This window comes from Streptomyces antimicrobicus (genome assembly GCF_020532625.1).
In the GTDB taxonomy this organism is placed as follows: Bacteria; Actinomycetota; Actinomycetes; order Streptomycetales; family Streptomycetaceae; genus Streptomyces; species Streptomyces antimicrobicus.
The window spans coordinates 1-26,037 of record NZ_JAJAUY010000085.1; the positions used below are offsets into that span (position 1 = coordinate 1).

At 73.6% G+C, this 26,037-nt stretch carries 22 protein-coding genes; 13 read left to right on the forward strand and 9 right to left on the reverse strand.

The window, feature by feature from the left end; translation table 11 throughout:
* From LG632_RS20105 to LG632_RS20115, 3 genes are all read left to right on the forward strand, one after another.
* Positions 1 to 608: serine/threonine kinase C-terminal domain-containing protein (locus LG632_RS20105; protein WP_508618715.1), on the forward strand; the 608-nt coding region annotated here is incomplete at its 5' end.
* A gap of 95 nt (positions 609 to 703) precedes the next feature.
* On the forward strand, positions 704 to 2,311 hold the full coding sequence (locus LG632_RS20110; protein ID WP_226728764.1) for a succinic semialdehyde dehydrogenase: 1,608 nt from the start codon (positions 704 to 706) through the stop codon (positions 2,309 to 2,311).
* A gap of 13 nt (positions 2,312 to 2,324) precedes the next feature.
* The gene (locus tag LG632_RS20115; protein ID WP_226728765.1) at positions 2,325 to 4,121 is read left to right on the forward strand and encodes a GMC oxidoreductase; all 1,797 of its coding nucleotides are present in this window, start codon (positions 2,325 to 2,327) and stop codon (positions 4,119 to 4,121) included.
* A 343-nt stretch (positions 4,122 to 4,464) separates the two neighbouring features.
* Here the strand turns inward: LG632_RS20115 and LG632_RS20120 are convergent, their stop codons facing one another.
* Entirely contained in the window at positions 4,465 to 4,728 is a 264-nt protein-coding gene (locus LG632_RS20120) for a chorismate mutase (protein WP_226728766.1), read from the reverse strand.
* 302 nt (positions 4,729 to 5,030) lie between these two features.
* Between LG632_RS20120 and guaA the strand changes: the two genes are divergently transcribed.
* From guaA to LG632_RS20140, 4 genes are all read left to right on the forward strand, one after another.
* A complete protein-coding gene (guaA, locus tag LG632_RS20125; protein WP_226728767.1) occupies positions 5,031 to 6,611 on the forward strand; it encodes a glutamine-hydrolyzing GMP synthase in 1,581 nt (526 codons plus the stop codon).
* Between the two features lie 90 nt (positions 6,612 to 6,701).
* Positions 6,702 to 7,499 carry a class II aldolase/adducin family protein gene (locus tag LG632_RS20130; RefSeq protein WP_264202049.1) on the forward strand — a complete coding sequence of 266 codons (798 nt, stop codon included), beginning with the start codon at positions 6,702 to 6,704 and terminating at the stop codon, positions 7,497 to 7,499.
* Positions 7,500 to 7,624: 125 nt separating this feature from the next.
* Entirely contained in the window at positions 7,625 to 8,890 is a 1,266-nt protein-coding gene (locus LG632_RS20135) for a hypothetical protein (protein WP_226728769.1), read from the forward strand.
* 19 nt (positions 8,891 to 8,909) lie between these two features.
* A complete protein-coding gene (locus LG632_RS20140) occupies positions 8,910 to 9,422 on the forward strand; it encodes a DoxX family protein (RefSeq protein WP_226728770.1) in 513 nt (170 codons plus the stop codon).
* Here the strand turns inward: LG632_RS20140 and LG632_RS20145 are convergent.
* Positions 9,377 to 9,592 (reverse strand): hypothetical protein, encoded by a 216-nt coding sequence (locus LG632_RS20145; protein WP_226728771.1) that lies wholly within the window; start codon positions 9,590 to 9,592, stop codon positions 9,377 to 9,379. The genes LG632_RS20140 and LG632_RS20145 overlap by 46 nt on opposite strands.
* Positions 9,579 to 10,886: a PspC domain-containing protein gene (locus tag LG632_RS20150; RefSeq protein WP_226728772.1), complete on the reverse strand. Its 1,308-nt coding sequence runs from the start codon at positions 10,884 to 10,886 to the stop codon at positions 9,579 to 9,581. Before LG632_RS20150 ends, LG632_RS20145 begins: the two co-directional genes overlap by 14 nt.
* Positions 10,887 to 11,018: 132 nt before the next feature.
* Here LG632_RS20150 and LG632_RS20155 point away from each other — a divergent pair, with 132 nt between their 5' ends.
* From LG632_RS20155 to LG632_RS20165, 3 genes are all read left to right on the forward strand, one after another.
* The gene (locus LG632_RS20155) at positions 11,019 to 12,311 is read left to right on the forward strand and encodes an ATP-binding protein (protein ID WP_226728773.1); all 1,293 of its coding nucleotides are present in this window, start codon (positions 11,019 to 11,021) and stop codon (positions 12,309 to 12,311) included.
* The gene (locus LG632_RS20160) at positions 12,308 to 12,988 is read left to right on the forward strand and encodes a LuxR C-terminal-related transcriptional regulator (protein ID WP_226728774.1); all 681 of its coding nucleotides are present in this window, start codon (positions 12,308 to 12,310) and stop codon (positions 12,986 to 12,988) included. The genes LG632_RS20155 and LG632_RS20160 overlap by 4 nt, the downstream gene beginning before the upstream one ends.
* Before the next feature lie 80 nt (positions 12,989 to 13,068).
* Entirely contained in the window at positions 13,069 to 14,172 is a 1,104-nt protein-coding gene (locus LG632_RS20165) for an alpha/beta hydrolase (RefSeq protein WP_226728775.1), read from the forward strand.
* A 79-nt stretch (positions 14,173 to 14,251) separates the two neighbouring features.
* On the opposite strand, the gene LG632_RS20170 is transcribed toward LG632_RS20165, so the two are convergent.
* The 3 genes from LG632_RS20170 to LG632_RS20180 all read right to left on the reverse strand — a co-directional run bounded on the left by LG632_RS20170 (position 14,252) and on the right by LG632_RS20180 (position 16,759).
* The gene (locus tag LG632_RS20170; RefSeq protein WP_226728776.1) at positions 14,252 to 15,298 is read right to left on the reverse strand and encodes a C40 family peptidase; all 1,047 of its coding nucleotides are present in this window, start codon (positions 15,296 to 15,298) and stop codon (positions 14,252 to 14,254) included.
* Between the two features lie 136 nt (positions 15,299 to 15,434).
* Positions 15,435 to 15,788, reverse strand: coding sequence for a hypothetical protein (locus LG632_RS20175; protein WP_226728777.1), 354 nt, complete (start codon positions 15,786 to 15,788; stop codon positions 15,435 to 15,437).
* Between the two features lie 56 nt (positions 15,789 to 15,844).
* Entirely contained in the window at positions 15,845 to 16,759 is a 915-nt protein-coding gene (locus tag LG632_RS20180) for an alpha/beta fold hydrolase (RefSeq protein WP_226728778.1), read from the reverse strand.
* 147 nt (positions 16,760 to 16,906) lie between these two features.
* Between LG632_RS20180 and LG632_RS20185 the strand changes: the two genes are divergently transcribed.
* Together LG632_RS20185 and pcrA are read left to right on the forward strand one after the other, a co-directional pair.
* The gene (locus LG632_RS20185) at positions 16,907 to 17,224 is read left to right on the forward strand and encodes an ArsR/SmtB family transcription factor (RefSeq protein WP_226728779.1); all 318 of its coding nucleotides are present in this window, start codon (positions 16,907 to 16,909) and stop codon (positions 17,222 to 17,224) included.
* 65 nt (positions 17,225 to 17,289) lie between these two features.
* A complete protein-coding gene (pcrA, locus tag LG632_RS20190) occupies positions 17,290 to 19,791 on the forward strand; it encodes a DNA helicase PcrA (RefSeq protein WP_226728780.1) in 2,502 nt (833 codons plus the stop codon).
* A 128-nt stretch (positions 19,792 to 19,919) separates the two neighbouring features.
* Here the strand turns inward: pcrA and LG632_RS20195 are convergent, their stop codons facing one another.
* Complete coding sequence (locus LG632_RS20195; protein ID WP_445271393.1) at positions 19,920 to 21,437, reverse strand: M23 family metallopeptidase; 1,518 nt, start codon at positions 21,435 to 21,437, stop codon at positions 19,920 to 19,922.
* 300 nt (positions 21,438 to 21,737) lie between these two features.
* Entirely contained in the window at positions 21,738 to 22,538 is an 801-nt protein-coding gene (locus LG632_RS20200) for an esterase/lipase family protein (RefSeq protein WP_226728782.1), read from the reverse strand.
* Between the two features lie 1,305 nt (positions 22,539 to 23,843).
* Here LG632_RS20200 and icmB point away from each other — a divergent pair.
* Positions 23,844 to 24,251, forward strand: a complete 408-nt coding sequence (gene icmB / locus LG632_RS20205) for a coenzyme B12-dependent isobutyryl CoA mutase small subunit (RefSeq protein WP_226728783.1) — start codon at positions 23,844 to 23,846, stop codon at positions 24,249 to 24,251.
* Between the two features lie 567 nt (positions 24,252 to 24,818).
* Here icmB and LG632_RS20210 read toward each other — a convergent pair.
* The coding region (locus LG632_RS20210; RefSeq protein WP_226728784.1) for a DUF5691 domain-containing protein at positions 24,819 to 26,037 on the reverse strand (1,219 nt) is incomplete at its 5' end.

Below are 26,037 nucleotides of genomic sequence, written 5' to 3' on the forward strand. Positions count from 1 at the left end.
GGCTGCGCCGGGCCGCGCTGGTGGCGGTGGTCGCGGCGGTCCTCGGTGGCGCGGGAGTCTTCGGCGTCCTGCGGATGACCGGCCAGGACGCGGGCGGCTCCGGCCAGGGCCAGGACTCGACGCGCAGCAGCCGCGACGGTGACGGCAAGGCGCCGCTCCCGGCGGGCTGGACCGAGGTCAAGGACCAGGCGGGCTTCACCCTGTACGTCCCCAACGGCTGGCGCCGCCAGACCGACGGCAACCAGATCGACTACACCCCGGACAACGGCAAGCACTTCATCCGCATCGCCGTGGACACCACGCCGGACTACGAGAACCCCTACATGCACGTGCTCGACCTGGAGAAGCAGGTGAGCCGGCGCACCGACTACAAGCGGCAGAAGCTGAACCAGAACACCTTCCGGGACAGCACCCGCTCGGCGATCTGGGAGTTCACCTGGACCGAGAAGGGGGTGCACGCCGGGCCGCGCCGGTCCATCGAGCAGATGTACATCGCCCCGGACGGCACCGAGTACGCGGTGTACATGTCGGGCCCGGCAGCCGACTGGGAGATCACGCGCGCCCAGTTCGACACCGTGCTCAGCGGCTGGGCCCCGGCCACGGGCTGAGTCCGTACCATTGCGCCAGCGACTGCTGGCGCAATGGGCAAAATATGGTTACCGGCGGGTACCCAAAGGGCCTCGATCGTCATACGCTCACCGCCATGACGGTCTCGCAGTCGCCTGCCTACACCAATCCCGTGGCTCCCCCTCCGGCCGGCGTGCGCACCGCCGCCGACGTCGTGACGCCCGACCTGGTCGCCCGCCTCACCCGGGGCGTCATCGGCTCCGGACGCACCGCCAACCACACCCCCTTCACCGGGGCGAAGCTGGCGGACCTCCCCGAGGCCACCCCCGAGGACGTGGCCACCGCCTTCGAGCGGGCCCGGGCCGCGCAGCCGGCCTGGGCCGCCCTGCCGGTCCGGCGGCGGGCCGCCGTCCTGCTGCGCTTCCACGACCTGGTCCTCGCCCGCCAGGCCGAGGTCCTGGACCTGATCCAGCTGGAGACCGGCAAGGCCCGGCTGCACGCCCACGAAGAGGTCCAGGCCGTCGCGGTCGCCGCCCGCCACTACGGCCGCAAGGCCCCCGGCTACCTGCGCCCCAAGGGCCACACCGGCGCCGTACCGGTCCTGACGAAGGTCACCGAACTGCGCCAGCCGCGCGGCGTCGTCGGCCAGATCGCTCCGTGGAACTACCCCCTGGAGCTGTCGGTCGGCGACGCGCTGCCCGCCTTCGTCGCCGGCAACGCGGTCGTGATGAAGCCCGACACCGAGACCGCGCTGACCGCGCTGTGGGCCCGCGACCTGCTGATCGAGGCCGGGCTGCCCGCCGAGGTCTTCCAGGTGGTGCTCGGCGAGGGCCCGGTCGTCGGCCCCGCCGTCGTCAGCCACGCCGACTACGTCTCCTTCACCGGCTCCACCCGCACCGGCCGCGAGGTCGCCCAGGGCGCCGCCAGCCGGCTGGTCGGGGTCTCCCTGGAGCTCGGCGGCAAGAACGCCATGCTCGTGCTGCACGACGCCGACGTGGAGAAGGCCGCCGCGGGCGCCGTCCGCGCCTGCTTCTCCTCCGCCGGCCAGCTGTGCATCTCCATCGAGCGGCTCTACGTCCACGACACGATCGCCGACGCCTTCGTCGAGCGGTTCGCCGCCCGGACCAAGGCGATGCGGCTCGGCAGCGCCCTGGCCTACGGCGCCGACATGGGCTCCCTGGTCGGCGAGCGGCAGCTGGAGACCGTGCAGCGGCACGTGGCGGAGGCCGTCGAGAAGGGCGCCCGGCTCGTCGCCGGCGGTGTCGCCCGCCCCGACATCGGTCCGCTGTTCTTCGAGCCGACCATCCTCGACGGGGTCGAGGCGCCCATGGCGGTGTGCGCCGAGGAGACGTTCGGCCCGGTGGTGTCCATCTACCGCTTCAGCGACGAGGACGAGGCGATCGCCCAGGCCAACGCCACCGCGTACGGCCTCAACTCCAGCGTGTGGACCAAGGACGCCCGCCGCGGCCACGCCGTCGCCGCCCGGCTGCGCACCGGCACGGTCAACATCAACGAGGGCTACGCCCCCGCCTACGGCAGCGCCCAGGCGCCCATGGGCGGCATGAAGGACTCCGGCCTCGGCCGCCGGCACGGCTCCGAGGGCATCCTCAAGTACACCGAGGCCCAGACCGTGGCCCACCAGCGGCTGCTGCCGATGGCCCCCTCCCTGGGCATGACCGACGAGGCGTACGCGGCCTTCATGACGCGCAGCCTCAAGGTCATGAAGGCCCTCCGACTGCGATAGGGGACGAACACCGGTGGACGACCACGGCTACGACTACGACGTTCTCGTCATCGGCTCCGGCTTCGGTGGGTCGGTCTCCGCGCTGCGGCTGACCGAGAAGGGCTACCGCGTCGGCGTCCTGGAGGCGGGCCGCCGCTTCACCCGGGCGAGCCTGCCGAAGAACTCCTGGGACCTGCGCAACTACCTGTGGGCCCCGGCCCTCGGGCTGTACGGGATCCAGCGCATCCATCTGCTCGGCAACGTGATGGTGCTGGCCGGCGCGGGCGTGGGCGGCGGCTCGCTCAACTACGCCAACACCCTCTACGTGCCCCCGCCCGCGTTCTTCCAGGACCGGCAGTGGGCGTCGATCACCGACTGGCACGAGGAGCTCGCGCCGTACTACGACCAGGCCAAGCGGATGCTCGGCGTACGGCTGAACCCGACGACGACCCCGTCCGACGAGCACCTGAAGGCCGTCGCCGCGCAGATGGGCGTCGCCGACTCCTTCCACATGGCGCCCGTCGGCGTGTTCTTCGGCGACGGCGAGGACGCCGAGGGGGCGAGCCGGGCCCGGCCCGGCGAGGAGGTCGCCGACCCGTACTTCGGCGGCGCCGGCCCCAGCCGCCGGGCCTGCACCGAGTGCGGCGAGTGCATGACCGGCTGCCGGCACGGCGCGAAGAACACCCTCAACGAGAACTACCTGCACCTGGCCGAGCGCGCCGGGGCCGTCATCCACCCGATGACCACCGTCACCGCCCTGTCGGAGCACCCCGACGGCGGCTACCGCGTGCGGACGGTCCCCACCGACCACCGCCGCAGCGGCCGAGCCAAGGTGCTGCGCTCGCGGTACGTGGTCGTGGCGGCCGGCACGTACGGCACCCAGACCCTGCTGCACACCATGAAGGACCGCGGCGAGCTGCCGCGGATCTCGGCCCGGCTCGGCGAACTGACCCGCACCAACTCCGAGGGCCTGGTCGGCGCGCAGACCGACGACCGCCGCTACCGCCGCCGCCACCCGGGGCGGGAGCGGGCCGACTTCACCCGGGGCGTGGCCATCACCTCCTCCATCCACCCCGACGGCGACACCCACATCGAGCCGGTGCGCTACGGCAAGGGCTCCAACGCGATGGGGTTCATGACCGTCCTACAGGTGCCCTACAGCAAGCACCGGGTGCTGGCGTGGCTGGCCCGGACCGCCACGCACCCCCTGCAGCTGGTGCGGTCGCTGTCCAACCGGCGCTGGTCGGAGCGGACCATCATCGGGCTCGTCATGCAGTCCCTGGACAACTCGCTGACCACCTACCGCCGCCCCCGCGGCCCGGGCAAGGGCCTGCTCACCGCCCGCCAGGGGCACGGCGCGCCCAACCCCACCCAGATCGAGGCGGCCACGCGGGCGGCGACCCTGCTGGCCGAGGAGATCGGCGGCTTCGCCGGCAGCAACGTCGGGGAGCTGATCGGCACCCCGCTGACCGCGCACTTCCTGGGCGGCTGCCCGATCGGCGCGAGCGCCGACGAGGGCGTGGTCGACCCGTACCACCGGCTGTACGGCTACCCGGGGATCTCGGTGGTGGACGGCTCGGCGGTCTCCGCCAACCTCGGGGTCAACCCGTCGCTGACGATCACGGCCCAGGCCGAGCGGGCGATGTCGTACTGGCCCAACAAGGGCGAGGCCGACCCGCGCCCGGCGCAGGGGGAGGCGTACGAGCGGCTGGCGGCGGTGGAGCCGGTCCGTCCGGCGGTGCCGAAGGAGGCGTTCGGGGCGCTGCGGCTGCCGCTGCTGCCGGTCCCGGAGATCCCGCCGAAGGCCTCGCAGCGGCCGGCGACGGCATGACGACGGGGTCTGCGCTCCCCCTCCGAGGGCAGACCCCGTACAGAAAGTGACATGTGATCGACGCAAAGGGTTGTGTGTGATGCGCGCCACGTACCCGAGCGCCGGACATGGAGGAACGGCCGACCCGGGCGTCCCCGGGCCGGCCGTCCTGTGAGGTGACCGGGCTGCTGTCCCCTGCCGTCCGGTCACGCGCCGCAGCGAGGTCCCACGACGTACGCTCCACGGGGCGTGCGTCTCATCGCTGCGGCGGAGCCACGCGTGACACCTTCACCAACGAAGGGCCCCGGGGCCGGTCACGGCCCGGACGGGTGACGCGGGACGTCCCGCGCGGACGGGGTCCGGCTCACACCCGGCCGCGGCACAGCTCCAGCACCGTCATCGCGAGCGCGGTGCCCGGCTTGCCCAGGGCGTCGCGCCAGTGGGCGAGCACCTCCATCTCGCGCGAGAGGTGCACCCGGCGTCCGCCGGAGGCGATCCGGGCCTCCTGGACGACCGACGAGACGGCCATCCGTTCCTGGATGAGACCGATGATCCGGTCGTCGATGGCGTCGATCCGGGCGCGGGAGTCGGCGATCAGCTGCTCGGGGGTGGTGGTGACGGCGGTCATGTCTGTCTCCTGTGGTTCGGTGCGGGGCCGGCAGGAGCGGGAGGAACGCAAGAGCGCCCCGGCCTGTCGGCCGGGGCGCTCTGGGTAGTCAGCGGCTCGGAGCGAGCATCACGCGGACCCATGGCGACCGGACCGTCCGGTGCCATAGGTAAAGAGGAAGCTCAGCTGCTCGCGCATGGAACGGATTATGGCCCTCCGGTGGCCGTGCGGCCAACCAGGTTCGGATGGTGAGACGAATCGACAGGCGCCCGCCCCGTTAGAATCGACAAAACAACACCTCTTTTCCGCCGGAAGGCAGCCCCGTGCCCACTGCACCCTCCGCCGCCCCGGACGTCGTCCTCGTTGTCGACTTCGGAGCGCAGTACGCCCAGCTCATCGCCCGCCGCGTCCGTGAGGCCCGGGTCTACAGCGAGATCGTGCCCAGCACGATGCCCGTGGCCGAGATGCTGGCCAAGAACCCCAAGGCGATCATCCTCTCCGGTGGCCCCTCCTCCGTCTACGAGGAGGGCGCGCCGCAGCTCGACCGCTCCCTCTTCGAAGCCGGGATCCCCGTCTTCGGCATGTGCTACGGCTTCCAGCTCATGGCGACGACCCTCGGCGGCACGGTCGACAACACCGGTGCCCGCGAGTACGGCCGTACGCCGCTGACCGTCACCAAGTCCGGCTCCACGCTGTTCGAGGGCACCCCCGAGCACCAGTCGGTGTGGATGTCCCACGGCGACGCCTGCTCGGCCGCGCCCGAGGGCTTCACCGTCACCGCCTCCACGAACGTGGTCCCGGTCGCGGCCTTCGAGAACGACGAGAAGAAGCTGTACGGCGTGCAGTACCACCCCGAGGTGATGCACTCCACGCACGGCCAGCAGATCCTGGAGCACTTCCTCTACCGCGGCGCCGGCCTGGCCCCGACCTGGACCACCGGTTCCATCGTCGAGGAGCAGATCGCCGCCATCCGCGCGCAGGTCGGCGACAAGCGCGCCATCTGCGGCCTGTCCGGCGGCGTGGACTCCGCGGTCGCCGCGGCCCTGGTCCAGAAGGCCATCGGCGACCAGCTGACCTGCGTGTACGTCGACCACGGCCTGATGCGCAAGGGGGAGACGGAGCAGGTCGAGAAGGACTTCGTGGCCGCCACCGGCGTCCAGCTGAAGGTCGTCGACGCGCAGGACCGATTCCTCGACGCCCTCAAGGGGGTCTCCGACCCCGAGGAGAAGCGGAAGATCATCGGCCGGGAGTTCATCCGGGTCTTCGAGCAGGCCCAGGCCGAGATCATCGCCGAGGCCCCGGACGAGACCCCGGTGGAGTTCCTGGTCCAGGGCACCCTCTACCCGGACATCGTGGAGTCCGGCGGCGGCACCGGCACCGCGAACATCAAGTCGCACCACAACGTCGGCGGCCTGCCCGAGGACCTGGAGTTCAAGCTCGTCGAGCCGCTGCGCCAGCTGTTCAAGGACGAGGTCCGGATGGTCGGCCAGGAGCTCGGCCTGCCCGAGGAGATCGTCCAGCGCCAGCCGTTCCCCGGCCCGGGCCTGGGCATCCGGATCGTCGGCGAGGTCACCAAGGACCGCCTGGACCTGCTGCGCGAGGCCGACGCCATCGCCCGCGAGGAGCTGACCGCGGCCGGCCTGGACCGCGAGATCTGGCAGTGCCCGGTCGTGCTGCTCGCCGACGTGCGCAGCGTCGGCGTCCAGGGCGACGGCCGCACCTACGGCCACCCCATCGTGCTGCGCCCGGTCTCGTCCGAGGACGCGATGACCGCCGACTGGACGCGCATGCCCTACGAGGTGCTCGCCCGGATCTCGACCCGGATCACCAACGAGGTCCGCGACGTGAACCGCGTCGTCCTGGACTGCACGAGCAAGCCGCCGGGCACCATCGAGTGGGAGTGACCCTCCCCCTGCCGTGACGAGGCCGCCGCCGCCCTTCGGGGCGCGGCGGCCTCGCCGCGTGTCTGGCCACCTGCGGGCGCCGCCGGTACCTTGCGCCGCGAGCCGAGCCGTACCGAAGGAGGGCCCATGGCGCAGCAGCCGGCACCGATCCCCGCGGAGCGCCTGGACGTCGCCCTGCCGCCGGTCTTCGCGACCGTCGAGGAGGAGCGGGACGACCGCAAGGAACGCCTGGTCCAGGCCCTGCGGGTGTTCGCGGAACGGGGTTTCGGGGAGGACGTCGAGGGCCATCTGACCGCGCGGGACCCGGAGTATAGCGACTGTTACTGGGTCAACCCCTTCGCCATGTCATTCACCCGTGTCACGCCCGAGGACCTGCTGCTGGTCGACGGCGAGGGCCGGGTCGTGCACGGCGCGAGGCGGGTGAACGAGCTCGCGTTCGCCGTCCACGCCGCCGTCCACCGGGCCCGCCCCGAGGTCGTCGCCGTCGCCCACGCCCCCACCGTCCACGGCCTGGCGCTGGCCGCGCTCGGCGAGGGCCTCGCCCCGATCAGCCAGGAGGCCTGCGCCTTCTACGAGGACCACGCCGTCCTGGACCGGTACGCAGAGCCCGTGGACCGCGGGGCGGTCGCCGGCGCGCTCGGCGGGCGCAAGGCGCTGGTGCTGCGCGGGCGCGGCCTGCTGACCGTGGGGACGTACGTCGACGCGGCGGCGTGGTGGCTGGTGGCGATGGAGCGCGCGGCCGGGGTCCAGCTCCTCGCGCGGGCCGCGGGCCGGCCCCGGCCGGTCGATCACCGCAGCGCGCTCGCCACCCGCGAACGGTTCGGGACGGACCTGGCGGGCTGGGTCAACTTCCAGCCCCTGCGGCAGCGTCTCGCGTCAACATCATGAACCGCCAATCACCCGCTCTGACATCGTGCGCAATCCGGAGCACTGTCGCAGTGGTGCACAATTCGCTGGCATTGCCCGGTAGTTGCATCAGGTAGTTGCACGGTAGTGAGAGAGGCGGCACGCGCGTGGCTGTCCAAGAGATCCACCGAAGTACGCACGGCGGCGGCTGCACCTGCGACGACTGCCCGCACGGCGCCCGCGAGGGCCACCGCCGCGCGGTCGCCGCGTTCCTGGAACGGCGCGACGCGCTCGCCGCCGGCCAGGGGCTGCCCGCCGCCGTGGCCCGCTCGGCCGGGGCCTCCCGGCAGTGGGTCTCCGACGAGCTGACCCTCTCCGCCCGCACCGTCGCCGACCGCGGCCGCGAGGCCGGGCACTCCTGGCTGCACGTGCTCTCGCGCCGGGCCGTGCTGGCCGTCTGGATCGCGGCGGGCGTGCTGCTGCTGGTCCAGGTCACCACCGCGCTGGGCGCCGGCTGGAGCGCCGCCCGGACCGCCGGACTGCTGGCCGCGCTGATGCTGGCCGCGCTGCTGACGGTCGCCGCCCGCGCCCAGTCCCTGCGCGGCGGGCTGCTCGCGCCGGTGATGGGGGAGGACAACCGGCTGTCCACCTCCAAGGCCGTCGCCTGCGCCTGGCTGCTGGTCACCGCGTTCGCCGCGCTGCTGCCCGCGCTGCGGCTGGCCACCTCCCGGCCCGGCCCCGAACGCGACGCCCTCTACGCGGGCCTGGACCTGTGGCGGGCGGTGCCGCTGCTGACCGCGGTGGCGCTGACCTCGGGCGTGGCGGTCGTGGTCCGGCGGGTGGTGGCGCTGCGCATCATGCGCCAGCGGCTGCAGAAGCTGCCCGCCGACCGGCCGCGCGGGGCGGACCTGCTGACCGACGACGGCGGCCGCGGCAGCTTCTCCGACGCCCAGTACGTCCTCGTCTCCACCGTGGTGCTGGCCTACGCGGTGGTCTCCCTGGCCCGCTTCGCCGACCGGCTGCCCCGGCTGCCGTGGTCGCTGGCGGTGCTGGTGGCCCTGTCGGCGGCCGTGTACCTGGCCGCCAAGTACGCCGAGGGCAGCCGCCCGCTGGTGCTGTCGGTGGTCCGCACCCGCGAGCGCGGGGACCTGGACTCGGCCGTGCGCACCGGCGACGACATCGAGATCCGCGGCGTGGGCTTCGTCCCGCCCGGCGCGCAGACCCCCGAGATGCTGGCCCGGCTGGTGGTCCGGATCGGCACGGTGCACGTGCACGTACCGCTGGTCCCGGTGGCCGGCGGGTTCGCCAACCCCTCCGACACGGTGCTGACCGTGCCGGTGCCCGCGGACGTCGAGCCGGGCCGCACCGAGATCCAGGTGGTCACCGCCGCCGGGGTGGAATCCAACCGCTGCACCATCGACGTCACCGAATGATCGGGGTACACATGGTGCTGTGACCCGAACTGACGTCTCCTCCGGCCGGTCCAGCACGGCGACGCTCAAGGACCAGGCCCCGCGGTACGCGCTGCTGCCGCTGCAGATCTTCCTGGGTGTGACCTTCGTGTACGCGGGTCTGGACAAGCTGACCGACTCCGCGTTCCTGTCCGCCTCCGGCCCCGGCTCGATCGGTGACCTGATGCGCGGGGTGCGGGACACCTCCGCCGTCCCCGCCCTGGTCGACCTGGCCCTGATGTCCCCGGTCGGGTTCGCGATCGCGCTGGCGGTCGGCGAGATCCTGGTCGGCCTCGGCACGCTGGCCGGGCTGCTGCCCCGGATCGCGGCCGCGGGCGGCGCGCTGATCTCGCTCAGCCTGTGGCTGACCGTCTCCTGGTCGGCCACGCCGTACTACTACGGCAACGACCTCGCCTACCTGATGGCCTGGCTGCCGCTGGTCCTGGCCGGCGCCGCCGCCCGCGCGCCCTACCGGTCGTTGGTGGACTGGCTGCGGTCGCGGCGTACGGCGTAGGTCACCAGACCCACCAGCGCCGCCAGGCACAGCCCGCCCACGGTCATGGGGACCACCGCGTACCACGCGAGGTCCAGCTCACCGCTCGCGTCGAGCAGGTACAGCACGCCGGCGCAGGTCAGGACCAGGCCTGCCAGCAGCCGTCCCGGCTGGAACTCATGACGCCGCACGGGCCACCTCCACCTGTCCCACACCCGCCAGCAGGTGCAGCTCGATCGTTCCGCCGGGCTCGGTGCCGGCCTCGGGCGGCAGGTCCGCCCGCTGACTCTGCCCGTGCACGCCCTGGATGCGGTCCGCGCGCTCCCCGGGCAGCTGTACGTCGCCCACCCGGACCCTGATGTCCGCCTTGGCGGTGACCTCGCGGGGCACGACCACCCGGAGCTTGCCCGCGTCCAGCGAGGCGCGCACGGTGAGCGTGGTGCCCCGGGGCACGTCGAGGTGGCTGAGGTCCAGCGTGGCCAGGCCCGTGCCCGCCTCGTAGGAGGGCCGGACCTCGGAGACCGCGGCCGGGCGCCAGTCCACGCGGCCCCACTCGGTGCCGATGTCGCGGGGCATGACGGTGGCGCCCGCCAGCAGACCGGCCGTGATCACCGACAGCAGGATCGTGCCGAAGCCGGTGCGGCCCTTGACGGAGCTCACGGTCAGGCCCAGGCCGAAGACGGCCAGCGCGGCGGCGAAGGCGACCTGCAGGGCGAAGCCGAGCGGGTGGTCCTCCCAGACGGCGGCGCCCGAGACGGTCGCGGCCAGCAGCGCCAGCACGAACACCCGCCCGCCGATGCCGCCGCCCCGGTGGCGCGGCGCCGCCCCGCGCGGTGCGGCCACCGGTCCCCGGCCCTCGGCGGGCCCGTCCGCGGCGGGCTCGGGGCCCCACAGGTAGCCGGTGCCGACCGGGCCGGTGGTGCCGTCCTTGACCAGCGGGTCGCGCCACCAGGAGGGGCCGCCGGGCACCGGCGGGGCCTGGGTCTCCGGCGGCGCCTCGGTGCGCGGGCGCTCCCGGGCCTCGGCCCCCCTGCCGTCGTCCTCGCCCTCGGGGGCGGCGGCGCGGCGGCGCTGGGAGAAGTAGGCGGCGCCGGACAGGGCCAGGACGACGAGGACGGAGAAGCTGCCCAGCCCGCCGTTGTCGAGCATCGACAGGAACAGCGCGCAGCCGACGAGCGCGGCGAGCAGCGCCGCGAGGGTGCCGCCCTCGACCCGGCCGGACAGCAGCTTCCTCGCCTCGTTGTCCTCCTCGCCGTCCAGCGGGACCAGCAGCCAGGCGAAGCCGTAGAAGATCAGACCGACGCCGCCGGTGACGGTGAGCACCCCGAGCACGATCCGGAAGACCACCGGGTCGATGTCGAAATGACGCCCGAGGCCTCCGCACACCCCGGCGATGACATGGTTGCGCCTGCTGCGGCGCAGCGGGGGCCGGTCGGCGGGCGGGGGCGGTGCGTCGGCCGCCGGGCTGTGGTGGACGTCGGTCATGCCGTCCATGGTGACGCGCGCACCAGGGCGTCCGTATCCGGCCCTACCCTGGCGCAACCCTGAGATCCCCCGGGCCGATGTGGGGGGCTGCCCTGATGTCCGGGCCCGGCCCGGCGTGTGACCATCAGGTACATGCCCGTAGCCGCAGCATCCCGTCCCCCGCTCGCCCCGGACCCCGAGGATCCGCCCCAGCGCCGGCTGTACCGCAGCGCCGACGGGCGGATGCTGGGTGGCGTCGCGCGCGGGCTGGCCGGGCACCTGGGGCTGCCGGTGGTCTGGGTACGGCTCGCGTTCCTGGGCATGTTCATGTTCGGTGACGGGCTCGGGGTGCTGCTCTACGCCGCGTTCTGGGTCTTCGTACCGCTCGGGGTCGGCGGCACCGCGCCGCCCCGCCCGTACTTCGACGCGCTCTCCCAGGGCCGGCGGCTGCTGCGCCGGCCCGACCGGCGCCAGTTCGTGCCGCTGCTCGTGCTCGTCGTCAGCGTCGCCGTCTTCGTCGGGAAGGTGCGGGTCGGCGGGGACTCCAGCCGCTTCGCCCTGCCGGTCCTGCTGGTCGGCGCCGGCGTGGTGCTGGTGTGGCGGCAGGCCGACAACGCCCGCAAGCAGAACTGGACCTCCGACGCCGACCGCAACGCGCGCCTGCTCCAGCTGGCCCGGACGCTGGCCGGCGTGCTGCTGGTCGGCGTCGGACTCACCGTCTTCCTCGTCGTGCGCGGCTCCGCCGCCCAGCTGAGCAACGTCCTCACCGCCACGCTCGCCGTCCTGGTCGGCATCGCCCTGCTCGCCGGACCCTGGCTGATCCGGATGACCCAGGACCTGTCCGAGGAGCGCCTGATGCGCATCCGCGCCCAGGAACGCGCCGAGGTCGCCGCCCACGTCCACGACTCCGTGCTGCACACCCTCACCCTGATCCAGCGCAACGCCGAGGACGCCGGCGAGGTGCGCCGGCTGGCCCGCGCCCAGGAACGGGAGCTGCGCAACTGGCTGTACAAGCCCGAGGGCACCGGCAAGGACGAGGAGGAGGAACCCGCGACCCTCGCCGAGGCCGTCAAGCGGGCCGCCGCCGAGGTCGAGGACCTCCACGGGGTGCAGATCGAGGTCGTGGTCGTCGGTGACTGCCCGCTCGACGAGAAGCTCGGCGCCCAGGTCCAGGCCGCGCGCGAGGCGATGGTCAACGCCGCCAAGTACGGTGGCGAGGGAGGGCCGGTGCAGGTCTACGCCGAGGTCGAGGGCCGGACGGTCTTCGTGTCCGTACGCGACCGGGGGCCGGGCTTCGACATCGACGCGGTACCGGCCGACCGGATGGGCGTACGAGAATCGATCATCGGCCGGATGCAGCGCAACGGCGGCACCGCACGGCTGCGGGCCGCCGCGGGCGGCGGCACGGAAGTCGAGCTGGAGATGGAGAGGGCGGGCGGGCAATGAGCGAGGCGGCGACGGACAGGCGGGTGCGGGTGGTGCTCGTCGACGACCACCGGATGTTCCGTACGGGCGTGCAGGCGGAGATCGGCGACACCGCGCGCACCGGGGTCGAGGTGGTCGGCGAGGCGGCCGACGTGGACCAGGCGGTCACGGTCATCACGGCCACCCGCCCCGAGGTGGTGCTGCTCGACGTGCACCTGCCCGGCGGCGGTGGCGTCGAGGTGCTGCGGCGGTGCGCCCCGCTGATGGCGGCGGCCGAGCACCCGGTGCGGTTCCTGGCCCTGTCGGTCTCCGACGCGGCCGAGGACGTCATCGGGGTGATCCGCGGCGGGGCCCGCGGCTACGTCACCAAGACCATCACCGGCGCCGACCTCGTCGACTCGATCTTCCGGGTGCAGGACGGCGACGCGGTGTTCTCGCCGCGCCTGGCCGGCTTCGTGCTCGACGCGTTCGCCTCCACGGACGCGCCGCCGGTGGACGAGGACCTCGACCGGCTGACCCAGCGCGAGCGGGAGGTGCTGCGGCTGATCGCCCGCGGGTACGCGTACAAGGAGATCGCCAAGCAGCTGTTCATCTCCGTCAAGACGGTCGAGTCGCACGTCTCGGCGGTGCTGCGCAAGCTCCAGCTGTCCAACCGGCACGAGCTGACGCGCTGGGCGACGGCCCGCCGGCTGGTCTGACCGGACCTTCCTGCGGTGTGACCCACACCGCAGGAAAGGGGTGCAACCCGGGCCCGGCCGGGTGCCTCTTGGGTGGCGTGATGAGCCTGACGGGGACCCCCTTCTTCGCGACGGCGGTCGCACTGACCGTGACCGCCGTCGTCCTGCCGCTGGCCGTGTGGAGCAAGGTGCGCGGCCCGGCCGTCGTACGTCTGCTCCTGCGCGCCCTGATGGTGGTCTTCGCCCAGGTCATGGCCGTCGCCCTGGTCTTCGTCGCGGTCAACCGGGCGGAGAACTTCTACGCCTCCTGGGACGACCTGCTGGGCACGGGGGACTACGTCAACGCGGCCGAGGACCTCGGGCCCGACGGGCTCGGCGGCAAGCGGCCCGACGCGCAGCCGAAGGTGCGCCAGGAGTTCCGGCCGGTGGACGAGCTCGGCGGGCAGGTGCGCATGACCGAGCTGGACGGGAAGGTCTCCGGGGTCAAGGGCGAGGTCTACGTCTGGCTGCCGCCGCAGTACGACGACCCGGCGTACAAGGACCGCACGTTCCCGGTGGTCGAGCTGATCCCCGGCATGCCCGGGACCGGCAAGTCCTGGTTCCTGGGGCTCAAGGTGCACCAGCAGCTGGAGCCGCTGATGCGCAGCGGCCGGATCCAGCCGTTCGTGCTGGTCTCGCCGCGCACCATGCTGCTCGGCAGCACCGACACCGGCTGCGCCAACATCACCGGCAAGGTCAACGCGGACAGCTGGCTGAGCGTCGACGTCCGCAAGATGGTCGTGGACAACTTCCGGGTGCGCGCCGACGCCTCCTCCTGGGGCGTCGCCGGCTACTCGGCCGGCGCCTACTGCGCCGCCAAGCTGGCCGTCTCCCACCCCGACCGCTACGCCGCGGCCGTCTCCCTGTCCGGCTACAACGACCCCGGCCAGGAGCCCGCCTCGCTGGTGGGCCAGGACCCGGAGCTGCGCCGTACGCACAACCTGGTGCACCTGCTGACCTCCGCGCCGGTCCCGCCGCCGGTGTCGCTGTGGATGTCCGGCGCGCAGGCCGACGGCTACGCGTCCGCCGTGGAGCTGAGCAAGGCGGCGCGGCAGCCGACGGTCGTGCACGCGGAGAAGGTGCACGGCGGGCACAACATCGAGACGTGGGTGCGGCAGCTGCCGCAGGCCTTCACCTGGCTGAGCGGGCTGCTCAGGGCGGGGTAGCGCGGGCGGGCGGCGCTGCGCGGGCGGCGCTGCGCGGGTGGCGCTGCGCGGGTGGCGCTGCGCGGGCGGCGCGGGCGGCTCAGGCGGGGCGGACCGCGCCGGCCCAGGGCATCGAGTCGATCGGGGCGAGGCGCACCGTCGAGCCGGGGCGGGGCGCGTGGATCATCTGGCCGTTGCCGACGTAGAGCCCGACATGCGTGACACCGGAGTAGAAGAAGACCAGGTCACCCGGGGCCAGCTGGCTCTTGGCGACCCGTCGGCCGGCGTTGATCTGGGTGTACGTGGTGCGCGGCAGCGAGACCCCGGCCGAGCGCCAGGCCGCCTGGGTCAGCCCGGAGCAGTCGAACGCACCCGGCCCGGTCGCCCCCCACACGTACGGCTTGCCCATCGCCCCGTACGCGAAGGCCACGGCCCGGGCGGCACGCGAGCCGTCGGCGGCCGGCGGGGACTGCGGGGCCGCGGCGGGTGCGACGGCCGGGGCGGCGTCGGTGTTCAGGGCCTCGTACCGGGCGCGCTGCTCGGCGGTGAGCTTGGCCAGCAGCCGCTGCGCGGCGGCGAGCTTGCCCTCGGCGACGGCCTTGTGCCGGGCGAGCTCGGCCTGCCGTGCGCGCAGTTCGCCGAGCCGGCCGGCGGACTGCGCCCGCAGCTTGCCGACCTCGTCCAGGCCCCGGCGTACGGAGGCCACCTCGGCGGCGCTGCGGTCCCCGGCCCGGGTCATCAGGGCCACGCCCTCCAGGTACTCCTCGGGGTCGCGGGACAGCGCCAGCCGGAGCGCGGGGGTCAGGCCGCCGCTGCGGTACTGGGAGGCGGCGAGGGCACCGAGCGCGGAGCGGGCGGTGTTCAGCCGGTCGGTCTTGCGGGCGGTCTCGTCGCGCAGGTCCTCCAGGGCCCGCTGCGCCTCGTCGGCCTTCTCCTTCGCCCCGTTGTACTGCTCGGCGGCTTCCTCGGCCTCCTGGTAGAGCCGGTCCACCTGCTCCTTGACCTGCGTGGCGGTGGGCTGCGGGTCGGCCTGCGAGGTGCCTTCGAAGGCGGTGGCGGTGGCAGCGCCCGCCAGGGCGAGGGTGGCGGCGGTGCGGATGGTGCCGCCGGAGAGCGGGCGCTGCCTGGGCTTTCGATGATTGGCCACGCGGCCTTCACGTCCTTCCCCTGTCGGGTGGGTCTTGGGGGAGGACGCTAAACCTGGAGGTAACGGCTTGATGTCGAGATGACCCGAACTGGTCGCATCCGACCGCACGGGACCGTTGCCGACCGCCGCGTGCCGCTCAGTGCCAGAGCAGTGCGATGAAGATGTTGGCGACGGTGAGACCGCCGACCGCCCCGAAGACGCCCTTGTCGACCCGCTCGTCGTCGCGCTTGACGTAGACGAGGGCGAGGACCACGAAGAGGACGGCGAGCTTCACGCCGATCTTGACGTGGTTGAGGCTGCCGCCGTCCATCTCCCGGAAGCCCACCAGCGCCATGCCGGTGACCAGCATCGTCAGCGCGCCGTGCAGCATGCCGGGCGTGAACCGCGCGGTGCCGGTGCCCATCGCCTTCATCTGACCGAGGAAGCCGCCGAGCAGGGCCGCGATACCGATGATGTGCAGACCGACGAAGACGCTGATGAGGACGCTCATACGGGCGAGCGTACGGGTGGCGCGCACGGCGCCCGCGCGCGGGGTCCCGGCACGTGTCAGCGCCGGCCGCGGCCGCCGAGGAAGGGCAGCAGCTCGGCGAGGACCGCCTCCGGCTGCTCCTCGGGCAGGTAGTGGCCGCAGTCCTTCACGCGCACCACCCGGGTGTCGGCCCCGAGCCCCGGGACGACGGCGCGCAGCGCCTCGTAGTTGCTGCGGTCCCCGCCGAGCCCGAGCACCGGCACCGTCACCGGGCCGTACGTGCGCAGGTCGGCGATGTCCTGCGGGAACGCGCGGTACCAGTCGTTGCCGGCCCGGACCGCCTCGGGGTCGTCGTAGGCGCGGGCGTAGACGGCGCGGGAGCGGGCGTCGACGGTGTCGGGGTCGGCGGCGCCGTGGGTGAAGAGCCAGTCCAGCAGGAGGTGGTAGCGCCCGGCGAGCAGCGCCTCGGGCAGGCCGTGCACCTGGTTGAACGCGAACCACCACAGGTGGCGCCGGCCGTCCTGCGGCAGCAGCGGCAGCTGCGCCCAGCCGTCGTCGGGGTGGGTCACGTCGAGGAGGGCGAGGCTGCGGGTGGCGCCGGGGTGGTTGGCGGCGTGCGCGTGGGCGACCATCGCGCCGATGTCGTGGCCGACGAGGTGGGCGGAGGCGATGCCCAGGTGGGCCAGGAGCGCGTGGACGTCGGCCGCCATCGTCTTCTTGTCGTACCCGGTGGGCGGCTTGGCCGAGCCGCCCATGCCGCGCAGGTCGACGGCGACCACCCGGTGGTGGAGGGCCAGCTCCGGCAGCACCTTGTGCCACTGCCACCAGGTCTGCGGCCAGCCGCCGAGCAGCACCACGGGCTCGCCGGAGCCGCCCTCGACGTAGTGCAGGCGGGTGCCGTTGACGTCGGCGTGCGCGCTGGTGAAGCCGCCGCCGAGGGAGGCGGCGAGGGCGGCGTCGGAGAGGTCGTGGGCGAAGGGGTGCTCGGGCATGGCTGTCCTCACGGTGGGGGTACGGTTGCGCGACCGGCGACCGTACGAATTCCTCGAACTGTCCTGGCGGGAATGACCGTACGAGATCTTCGTACAATTGGCAACGGGCCGGGTGGCGTCCGTACGAGTTCTGCGTACAGTGGGGCCATGGCCGCCGTTGTCGAACTGACGCACCCCGAGACCGACCGCATCGAGCTGGTCGAGGTCCTCGCGGCGCTCGGGCATCCCGCGCGGCTGGAGATCGTGCGCAAGCTGGCCGCCGCCGGGGAGTCCTCCTGCGGCGAGGTCGTCCCCGACCTGCCGCGCTCCAGCGTCACCCACCACCTCAAGACGCTGCGCGAGAGCGGTGTGATCACCCAGCGGCCGGGCGGGCGCAAGCTCTACCTGGCGCTGCGCCGCGACGACCTCCAGGCCCGCTTCCCCGGCCTGCTGGACCTCGTCCTCGGCCTCGCCGCCGCCCCCTAGCGCGGGGCAGCGATTTCGCGGGGCCGGGACCGCGTGTCGGTGCGGAGCCCTAAACTCGGAAAGCGATGAGCAGCCTCTTTGACGACAGTTTCCTGGCGGACTTCTCCCCGGCCGACGAGGAGCCCCCGCCCCCGCCCGAGGACACCGCCCCCGAGGCGGGTGCGGACGACCTCTTCGAGGGTCACTTCGACCTGCCCATGAGCGGGGACCGGTACTACCGCGACGGTTCGCCCAAGCCCGTCCTCGACCCGGAGACGCTGCTCCACGGGCTGAACGAGCAGCAGCGGGCCGCCGTCGTGCACGCCGGCTCGCCCCTGCTCATCGTCGCCGGCGCCGGTTCCGGCAAGACCCGCGTGCTCACCCACCGCATCGGGCACCTGCTCGCCGCCCGCGGCGTCCACCCCGGCCAGATCCTCGCGATCACCTTCACCAACAAGGCCGCCGGGGAGATGAAGGAGCGCGTCGAGGCCCTCGTCGGCCCCCGCGCCCAGGCGATGTGGGTGTCCACCTTCCACAGCGCCTGCGTCCGCATCCTGCGCCGCGAGTCCAAGAAGCTCGGCTTCACCTCGTCGTTCTCGATCTACGACGCGGCCGACTCCAAGCGGCTGATGGCCCTGGTCTGCCGGGACCTCGACCTGGACCCCAAGCGCTACCCGCCCAAGTCCTTCAGCGCCAAGATCTCGAACCTCAAGAACGAGCTGATAGACGAAGAGGCCTTCGCCGACCAGGTGGCCGCGGAGTCCGCAGGCGGGTTCGAGAAGACGCTCGCCCAGGCGTACGCGATGTACCAGGCCCGGCTGCGCGAGGCCAACGCCCTGGACTTCGACGACATCATCATGACCACGGTGCACCTGCTCCAGGCGTTCCCGGACGTCGCCGAGCACTACCGGCGCCGCTTCCGGCACGTCCTGGTCGACGAGTACCAGGACACCAACCACGCCCAGTACACCCTCGTGCGCGAGCTGGTCGGCCCCGGCTACCCGGACCTGCCGCCCGCCGAGCTGTGCGTCGTCGGTGACGCCGACCAGTCGATCTACGCCTTCCGCGGGGCGACCATCCGCAACATCCTCCAGTTCGAGGAGGACTACAAGGACGCGACCACGATCCTGCTGGAGCAGAACTACCGCTCCACGCAGACCATCCTGTCCGCGGCCAACGCCGTCATCGAGCGCAACGAGAACCGCCGTCCCAAGAACCTGTGGACGGTCGCCGGCGAGGGTTCCAGCATCACCGGGTACGTCGCCGACACCGAGCACGACGAGGCGCAGTTCGTCGCCGACGAGATCGACCGGCTCACCGACGCCGGCGACGCCAAGGCCGGCGACGTCGCGATCTTCTACCGCACCAACGCCCAGTCCCGCGTGTTCGAGGAGATCTTCATCCGGGTCGGCCTGCCCTACAAGGTCGTCGGCGGCGTCCGCTTCTACGAGCGCAAGGAGGTCCGGGACGTCCTGGCCTACCTGCGCGTCCTCGCCAACCCCGAGGACACCGTGCCGCTGCGCCGGATCCTGAACGTGCCCAAGCGCGGCATCGGCGAACGCGCCGAGGCGATGATCGAAGCGCTGGCCCTGCGCGAGAAGATCACCTTCCCGCAGGCGCTGCGCCGGGTGGACGAGGCCTACGGCATGGCCGCCCGGTCCACCAACGCCGTCAAGCGGTTCAACGTCCTGATGGAAGAGCTGCGGACCATCGCCGAGTCGGGCGCCGGACCCGCCGTGGTGCTCGAGGCGGTGCTGGAGCGCACCGGCTACCTGGCCGAGCTCCAGGCCTCGACGGACCCCCAGGACGAGACCCGGATCGAGAACCTCCAGGAGCTGGCGGCCGTCGCCCTGGAGTTCGAGCAGGCCCGCGCTGAGGCCGCGGCGCCGGAGGCCGGCGCCGCGGGCTCCGGCTCCCTGGCGGAGTTCCTGGAGCAGGTCGCCCTGGTCGCCGACTCCGACCAGATCCCCGACGAGGACACGGACGGCACGGGCGTCATCACGCTGATGACCCTGCACACCGCCAAGGGCCTGGAGTTCCCCGTCGTCTTCCTGACCGGCATGGAGGACGGGGTCTTCCCGCACATGCGGGCGCTCGGCCAGACCAAGGAGCTGGAGGAGGAGCGGCGGCTGGCGTACGTCGGCATCACCCGCGCCCGCGAACGCCTCTACCTGACCCGTTCCGCCATGCGCAGCGCCTGGGGCACCCCCTCGTACAACCCGCCGTCGCGGTTCCTGGAGGAGATCCCCGACCAGTACCTGCAGTGGAAGCGCACCGGCGCCCAGAAGCCGGCCGGGCCGCTCGGTGTCGGCCGGGGCGCGGGCAAGGCCTCGTTCGGTACGTCGCCGGAGGCGTTCTTGTCGTCCGCGCGGACGAAGTCGGGCCCGTCGGGCTTCGCCACGCGCCGGGCCACCGAGAAGCCGGTCGTCGCGCTGGCCGTCGGCGACCGGGTCACGCACGACCAGTTCGGCCTGGGCACGGTCATGGAGGTCAAGGGGACCGGCGCGGACGCGCAGGCCACGATCGACTTCGGCGACGCCAAGCCGAAGCGGCTGCTGCTGCGGTACGCGCCGGTGGAGAAGCTCTGAAGAAGGCCGCTCCGGGGGAAGCCGCTCCGAAGGGGGCCGCTCCCGGGGAGGCCGGGGCCCGGTCCGTACGGCTGAAGGCCGTGCGGACCGTGGCGGTGCGGGCCCGGTTGCGGGCGGGTCGGCGTCGGCTAGTTGGGGTTGAGGCCGTGCGAGCGGAGCCAGGAGCTCGGGTCGACCGGTGAGCCGCCGCCGGGGCGCACCTCGAAGTGCAGGTGCGGGCCGGTGGAGTTGCCGGAGTTGCCCGAGTAGGCGATCACGTCACCGGCCTTGACCTTGCCCGAGCGGATCTTGGCGCTGCTCAGGTGGCAGTACCAGGTCTCGGTGCCGTCGGGGGAGGTCAGTATCACCATGTTGCCGTAGGCGCTGTTCCACTGGGTGCGCACGGTGCCGTCCGTGGCGGCCATGACCGGCGTGCCGTAGGCGACGGGGAAGTCGATACCGGTGTGCAGGGACATCCAGTTGACGCCCGACTGGCCGTAGCCGGCGCTCAGGCCGTGCTGGGCGACCGGGAGGGCGAACTTCGGACGGGCCGCCTCCTTGGCCGCCGCCTCCGCCTCGCGCTTCTTCTTCTCCAGCTCCTGGCGCTCGCGCAGGTCGATGCGCTCCTGGGTGCGGCTCGCGCGGTCGGCGAAGTCGCCGGCGTCGGCGCTGAGCGCGGTCAGCTGGGTGTCGAGCTTGTTGTTGGCGGCGACCGGCTTGACCGAGGCCGGGTCGGGCGCGGCCATCGTGGTGGTGTCCTCGCCGCTCTTGTCGCCGCCGGTCAGGCCGCTGACGGAGGCGGCCGCGACACCCGCGACGCCCATCACGCACGCCGAGGGCACGGCCACGGTCAGCAGGGCGGAACGCTTCGCCGGGGTGCGGCGGCGGCTGCTGCCGCCGGCCTTGCCGACGCTCTTCGCGACGCCCTTGGCGCCGCTCTTCCCGGCGCTCCTGCCCGCGGCGCGGCGCGCGGTGCGCGAGCCGGCGGGCGCCTCCGCGGCGGCGATCGCCGCCGCGGACATGGTCTGGGTCTCGGCCGCGTGCACGTCCGGCCCGAGGGCTTCGGGCAGCACGTCCTCGGTCACGTCGACGGTGAACTCGTCGTCGGCGACGACCTCGAAGACGGCGGTGGCCTCGTAGGAGGCGCCGGGCTCGTAGGAGGCGTCGGCCTCGAAGGTGGCCGTGGCGTCGTAGGCAGGGGCGCCCTCGTACGCGGAGGCGCCCTCGTACGCAGGGGCACCTTCGTAGGAGGGGGTGCTGTCGTAGGAGGCGGCGCCGTCGTAGGAGGTGTAGCCGTAGCCGGTCTCCGGCTGGAGCTGCTGCGGGAGTTCCTCCTGCGGCAGGGAGTTCCAGGCGGTGGCGTCGTAGGCGCCGGTCTCCGTGCCCGTGGTGCCGAAACCGGGCAAGGCCCAGTGGCCGGTCTGCTCGGCCGAGGCGTCGTAGCCGAACGAGCCGGGCGAGGCGGGGGAGACGGACGGGGACTGGAAGTCGGTGGTCCACTGCCCCGTGGCGTCCTGCGGAGCGGACTGCGGGGGGACGGTGGAGAGGTAACCCTCCTGCGGGGCGGCGTTCCAGGCGGTGGCGTCGTAGGCGCCGGTGTCCTGGGCGGCGGCGTAAGCCGTGTAGTCGTACCCCTGGCCCTGGGTTTCAAAGGAACCGTAGGACACATCACCAGCGAAAGTGGTGGTGGAGAGGCCGTCATACCCGGGATCCGGGTACTGGCCCGACGAGGGGCGGTCGTTCACCAACTTCTCTTTCGCCTCGGCAGTGGGGGCCTGGGTGGCCGGGGAATGGTGAATTCCCCGGAGGAGAGCAGTGGCGTGACTGTACCCGGCGGTCACTGGCAACGACAATCTTCGGGGCGCCTCGGGTCTCGCGGAACCGGGCATTCGGCTGTCTTTCGGTCACACGCTGGTCCAGCCTTGGCCTTGAGTTCGAAATGCGTTCGACAAACGGCGGGTTGTCGTTCACGCGACGGAAGCGGCCCCCGGTCCGTCGTCGGCAACCACGGACGGCGAGCCGTCCAGAGCGCGCCGGACCGCGGCGATCACGGCCGGGTGGGCCGCCAGGGCGAGGTGCCCGATGCCCGTGACCTGCACGTTCACGGCGAGCAGATCGGGATGCTCGATCCGTGCCGACTCCACCGGCACCATGATGGCGTCGAACTCGCTCCAGAACGCCACGTATCGCGTGCGGCATCCGGGGGCGGGCGCACGCAGTTCGGCCATCACCTCGGAATCCGGACGCATCTGGCGCACCAGGGGGTGCGCGTCCATGAAGGGCGCCACCCGGGTGCCCCCGTGCGGCGTGCCGAGGGTGACCAGCGTGCGCACGCGGACGTCGCCGCCGAGGCGCTGCACGTAGTAGCGGGCGGCGAGGCCGCCGAGGCTGTGGCCGACGATGTCGACCCGTTCGTGCCCGGTGCGCTCGCACAGCTCCTCGACCCGGGCCGCCAGCAGGCGGGCGGTGTCCCGCAGATCGCTCGTGAACGGCGAGTAGTTGTACGCCTCGACCCGGCGCAACCCGTCCGCGCCGAGGGCGCGGCGCAGCAGCACGAACACCGAACGGTTGTCGTTGAACCCGTGCAGGAGCAGGACCGGCGGCCGGCGGCCGGGGCGCGCGGCGCAGCGGCCGCCGGCGGCTGCCCGCTCCTGCCGGATCCCAGTGGGATAGAGCACGACGTGACCGGCGAGCACCACGGCCTCAAGCACCGCAGCCCGCAGCGCACCCCCCGCCCTCCCCCCACCGACCAGATACGCCAGCCCCATCACTGCTCCCCCTCTGCCTCTCCCGGCTTTGCACGGCGCGCCGCCCTACGTGCGCCGCGTGCCGCTTGTGCGGCGCGCTGCCCGCGCCTGCGCGCCCTGCTGTCCGTGCCCGTGCCCGTGCGTCGTGCCGCCCGTGCCGAGAGCCGCCGCCCGGCCCTGGGCCCGCGCCTTGTGTCGCGTGCCCGCGCCGCGTGCGGCGTCGCGCGCCTGCGCCTCGTGTGGTGCGTGCCTGTGCCGCGTGCCGCCGGTGCCGCGTGCCGCCCGTGCCCGCGCCTCGCGCTGCCCCTGCCGTCCCCCCTCCCCGAGGCCGGCCTCGCGCTTCGTGCCGCCCGGGCCCGCGCTCGGTGCCGTCCATGCCTGTGCCGTGTGCCGTGTGCCGTGTGCCTTGTGCCGTCCGTGCCCGTGGCGCGTGTGCAGCGCCGCGCGCCTCGTGTGCCTGTCCCGTGCCGCGTGCGCCGGTCGGCTGCGTGTGCGGGGTCCGCGCACGCGTGTCCCAGTGCGTCCGCGGGTGGGCGGTCAGGCCCGCGTGCCTAGTTGGCCCCGTGCGCCGGTCAGTCCACGCCTGCCTGGTCGGTTCGCGCGTGCCGGTCGGCCGACGCGGCCTCGCCCGGTCGTCCATGTGCCGGTCTGTCCCCGCGTGCCTGGTCGGTTCGCGCTCTCCGGTTGGTTCGTGCATGCCTGGTCGGTCCTGCCGGGCCGGGTCGGCGCACGCGTACCGGTTCGCGCCCGCGCGTGCCGGTTCAGTCCACGCGTGCCCGGTCGGCCCGCACACGCCCGGCCCGCACGCCCGGTCCGCACACGCCCGGTCCGCACGCCCGGCCCGCGCACGCCCGGTCCACGCACGCCCGGTCCGCGCACGTGTCCCCTCCGCCCGCGGGAGCGCGGTCCGGGCGTGCTCTGCTGGTCCCGGCGCGCCCGCCCGGACCCTGGGCGCGCCTTCTGTCCTCGTCGGTCCGCTCTGCCTCATGGGCCTCAAGGGCCCTCGTGGGCCCCCATCTGCCCCCTTGGGCGCCCTTTGCCCCCTCAGGCCGGTGGGCCCGGTGAGCCCGAGAGCCCGGTGGCGCAGCCCGGTTCCCCAGCCGGCTCCGTGCCGGCGTCAGGCTCGGGCGGGCGGGTGCCGAAGTGCCACGCCACCGTGCCGTGCGGCTGACGGCGCGGTGGCGCGGCGACTCGTTGCGGCTCCCTTTGCGACCGGTGCGTGTGAATCAGTGGCGTCCCACGTGTGATTTCCCCCTCCCGCTTGACCGTGAAACGGCAGCGTGCGCGATGCTGTGCTTAACGTTCGTTCACTCGGGAGGCAGTGCGATGGGTGTGACCGGTCCGATCCGTGTGGTGGTGGCCAAGCCGGGTCTCGACGGCCACGACCGGGGCGCCAAGGTCATCGCGCGCGCCCTGCGCGACGCGGGCATGGAGGTCATCTACACGGGCCTGCACCAGACTCCGGAGCAGATCGTCGACACCGCGATCCAGGAGGACGCCGACGCGATCGGCCTGTCGATCCTCTCCGGCGCCCACAACACGCTGTTCGCGCGGGTCCTGGAGCTCCTGAAGGACCGCGACGCCGAGGACATCAAGGTCTTCGGCGGCGGCATCATCCCGGAGGAGGACATCGCTCCCCTCAAGGCCAAGGGCGTGGCCGAGATCTTCACCCCCGGCGCCACCACCACGTCGATCGTCGACTGGGTCCGCACCAACATCCGCCCCGCAGCCTGACCCTGAGCCGGCCCCGGCCCCGGGCCCACTCCGGCCCCGGCCCCGGCCCCGGGCCCACTCCGGGCCCGGCCTGCGGCGCCGCTGCCCGGCGGTGCGGGCGGCCCGGCACGCGGGCAGCGGCCGCGCGGACGGCGGGTACGTACGGCCCCGCCGGCACGGCGGAGGCGGACGCCGTCGGGCCGGACCCCGGACCGGGCAGGGCCCAGCCACGCCGGGCGGGTGTCCGGTCCGGGACCCACTCGCCCCAGGCCGGTGCCCGTGCCAGGGCAGGCTCCCCAGACCGGTGTCCGTGTCAGGGCAGGCTGCAGGCCGGTGTCCGGGCCAGGACCCGCTCGGCCCAGGCCGGTGTCCGTGTCAGGGCAGGGTCCAGGCTGGTGCCCGGGCTCGGACCCGCTCGGCCCAGACCGGTGTACGCGCAAGGGCCCGGTCGCGCCAAGAGGGTGGCCGTGCCGAGGCCCGGGCAGGCCCGGCGTGTGTGCGTGTGCCCGTGTGCCGGTGTGCCGCGCACGCGGCCGGTGCCGGCGCCCAGGTCCGGTCAGGCCGGGCGGGGGTCCGGGCAGAGCCCCGTCAGGCCGGGGTGAGTTCCTTCAGCATGGCCGCGCGGACATGGAGGGTGGCGACCAGCCGCTGGAAGGCCTCCGACCAGTAGGACGAGGCACCCTGTGAGGCGTCCGGGCCCTCTTCCCGAGGCGCGGTCAGCGCCTCCAGGCGTATGGCCTCGACCGGATCGAGGCACCGCTCGGCCAGGCCCATCACCCCGCTGAAGCTCCACGGATAGCTGCCCGCCTGCCGGGCGGTGTCCAGCGCGTCCACCACGGCCCGCCCCAGCGGCCCGGACCACGGCACCGTGCACACGGCGAGCAACTGGAACGCCTCCGACAGTCCGTGCGCCCCGACGAACTCGGCCACCCACCCAGCCCGTTCCTCCTCCGGCAGCGTCTCCAGCAGCTTCGCCCGCTCCGCGAGCGAGGCCGTGGCCGGGCCGGCGGCCGGCGGGGCCGCCGCCGAACCGAGCAGGGCCCGCGCCCACGGCGCGTCCCGCTGCCGTACCGCCGCCCGGCACCACGCCGCGTGCAGCTCCGCAGCCCAGCCCTCGGCCACCGGCAGCGCCAGTATCGCGGCAGGGTCCAGCCCCCCGAAGCGCTCCCGCCAGCACCCCAGGGGCGCCGCCTCCACCAGCTGGCCCAGCCACCAGGCCCGCTCCCCGCGCCCGGTCGGCGGCTTCTTGACGACCCCGTCCCGCTGCATCCCCGCGTCGCACTCCGCCGGAGGCGTCACCCCCTCCGGGCCCACACAGGCCAGGGCCCGCTCCGCCATCCGCGCCGCCAGCGCGGACTGCGGCAGCGCAGACAGCAGCTCGGCCGCCGTCGCCCGGACGTTCCGGCTGCGGTCGCCCAGCGCCGCTTCCAGGAACGGCTCGTCCTGCGGCGACAGCCCCGTCCGCAGCGAGTCGAGGAACATCAGCCGGTCCTCCGCCCGCTCCGTCGACCAGGTCGAGGCCAGGAGCCGTACCGCCGCAGGCCCGTCGTACGCGCGGACCGCCCCGAGCAGGGCCACCCGCTCGGCGAACAGCCCTTCCTGCCACAGCCGCTTCACCGCCTCCCCGTCCGCCGGGTCCGGCAACTCCCCACCGCCGGCGCCGCCGCGCAGCGCGAAGCGCCACTCCGGGTTCAGCCGGGCCAGCCACAGCCCCCGCGGCCCGGCCAGGGCCAGCGCCTGCGGCCTCAGGTCCGTACGGGCCCGCGCCGCGTCCAGCAGCGCCGGCACCAGCGCGGCCGGCGCGCGG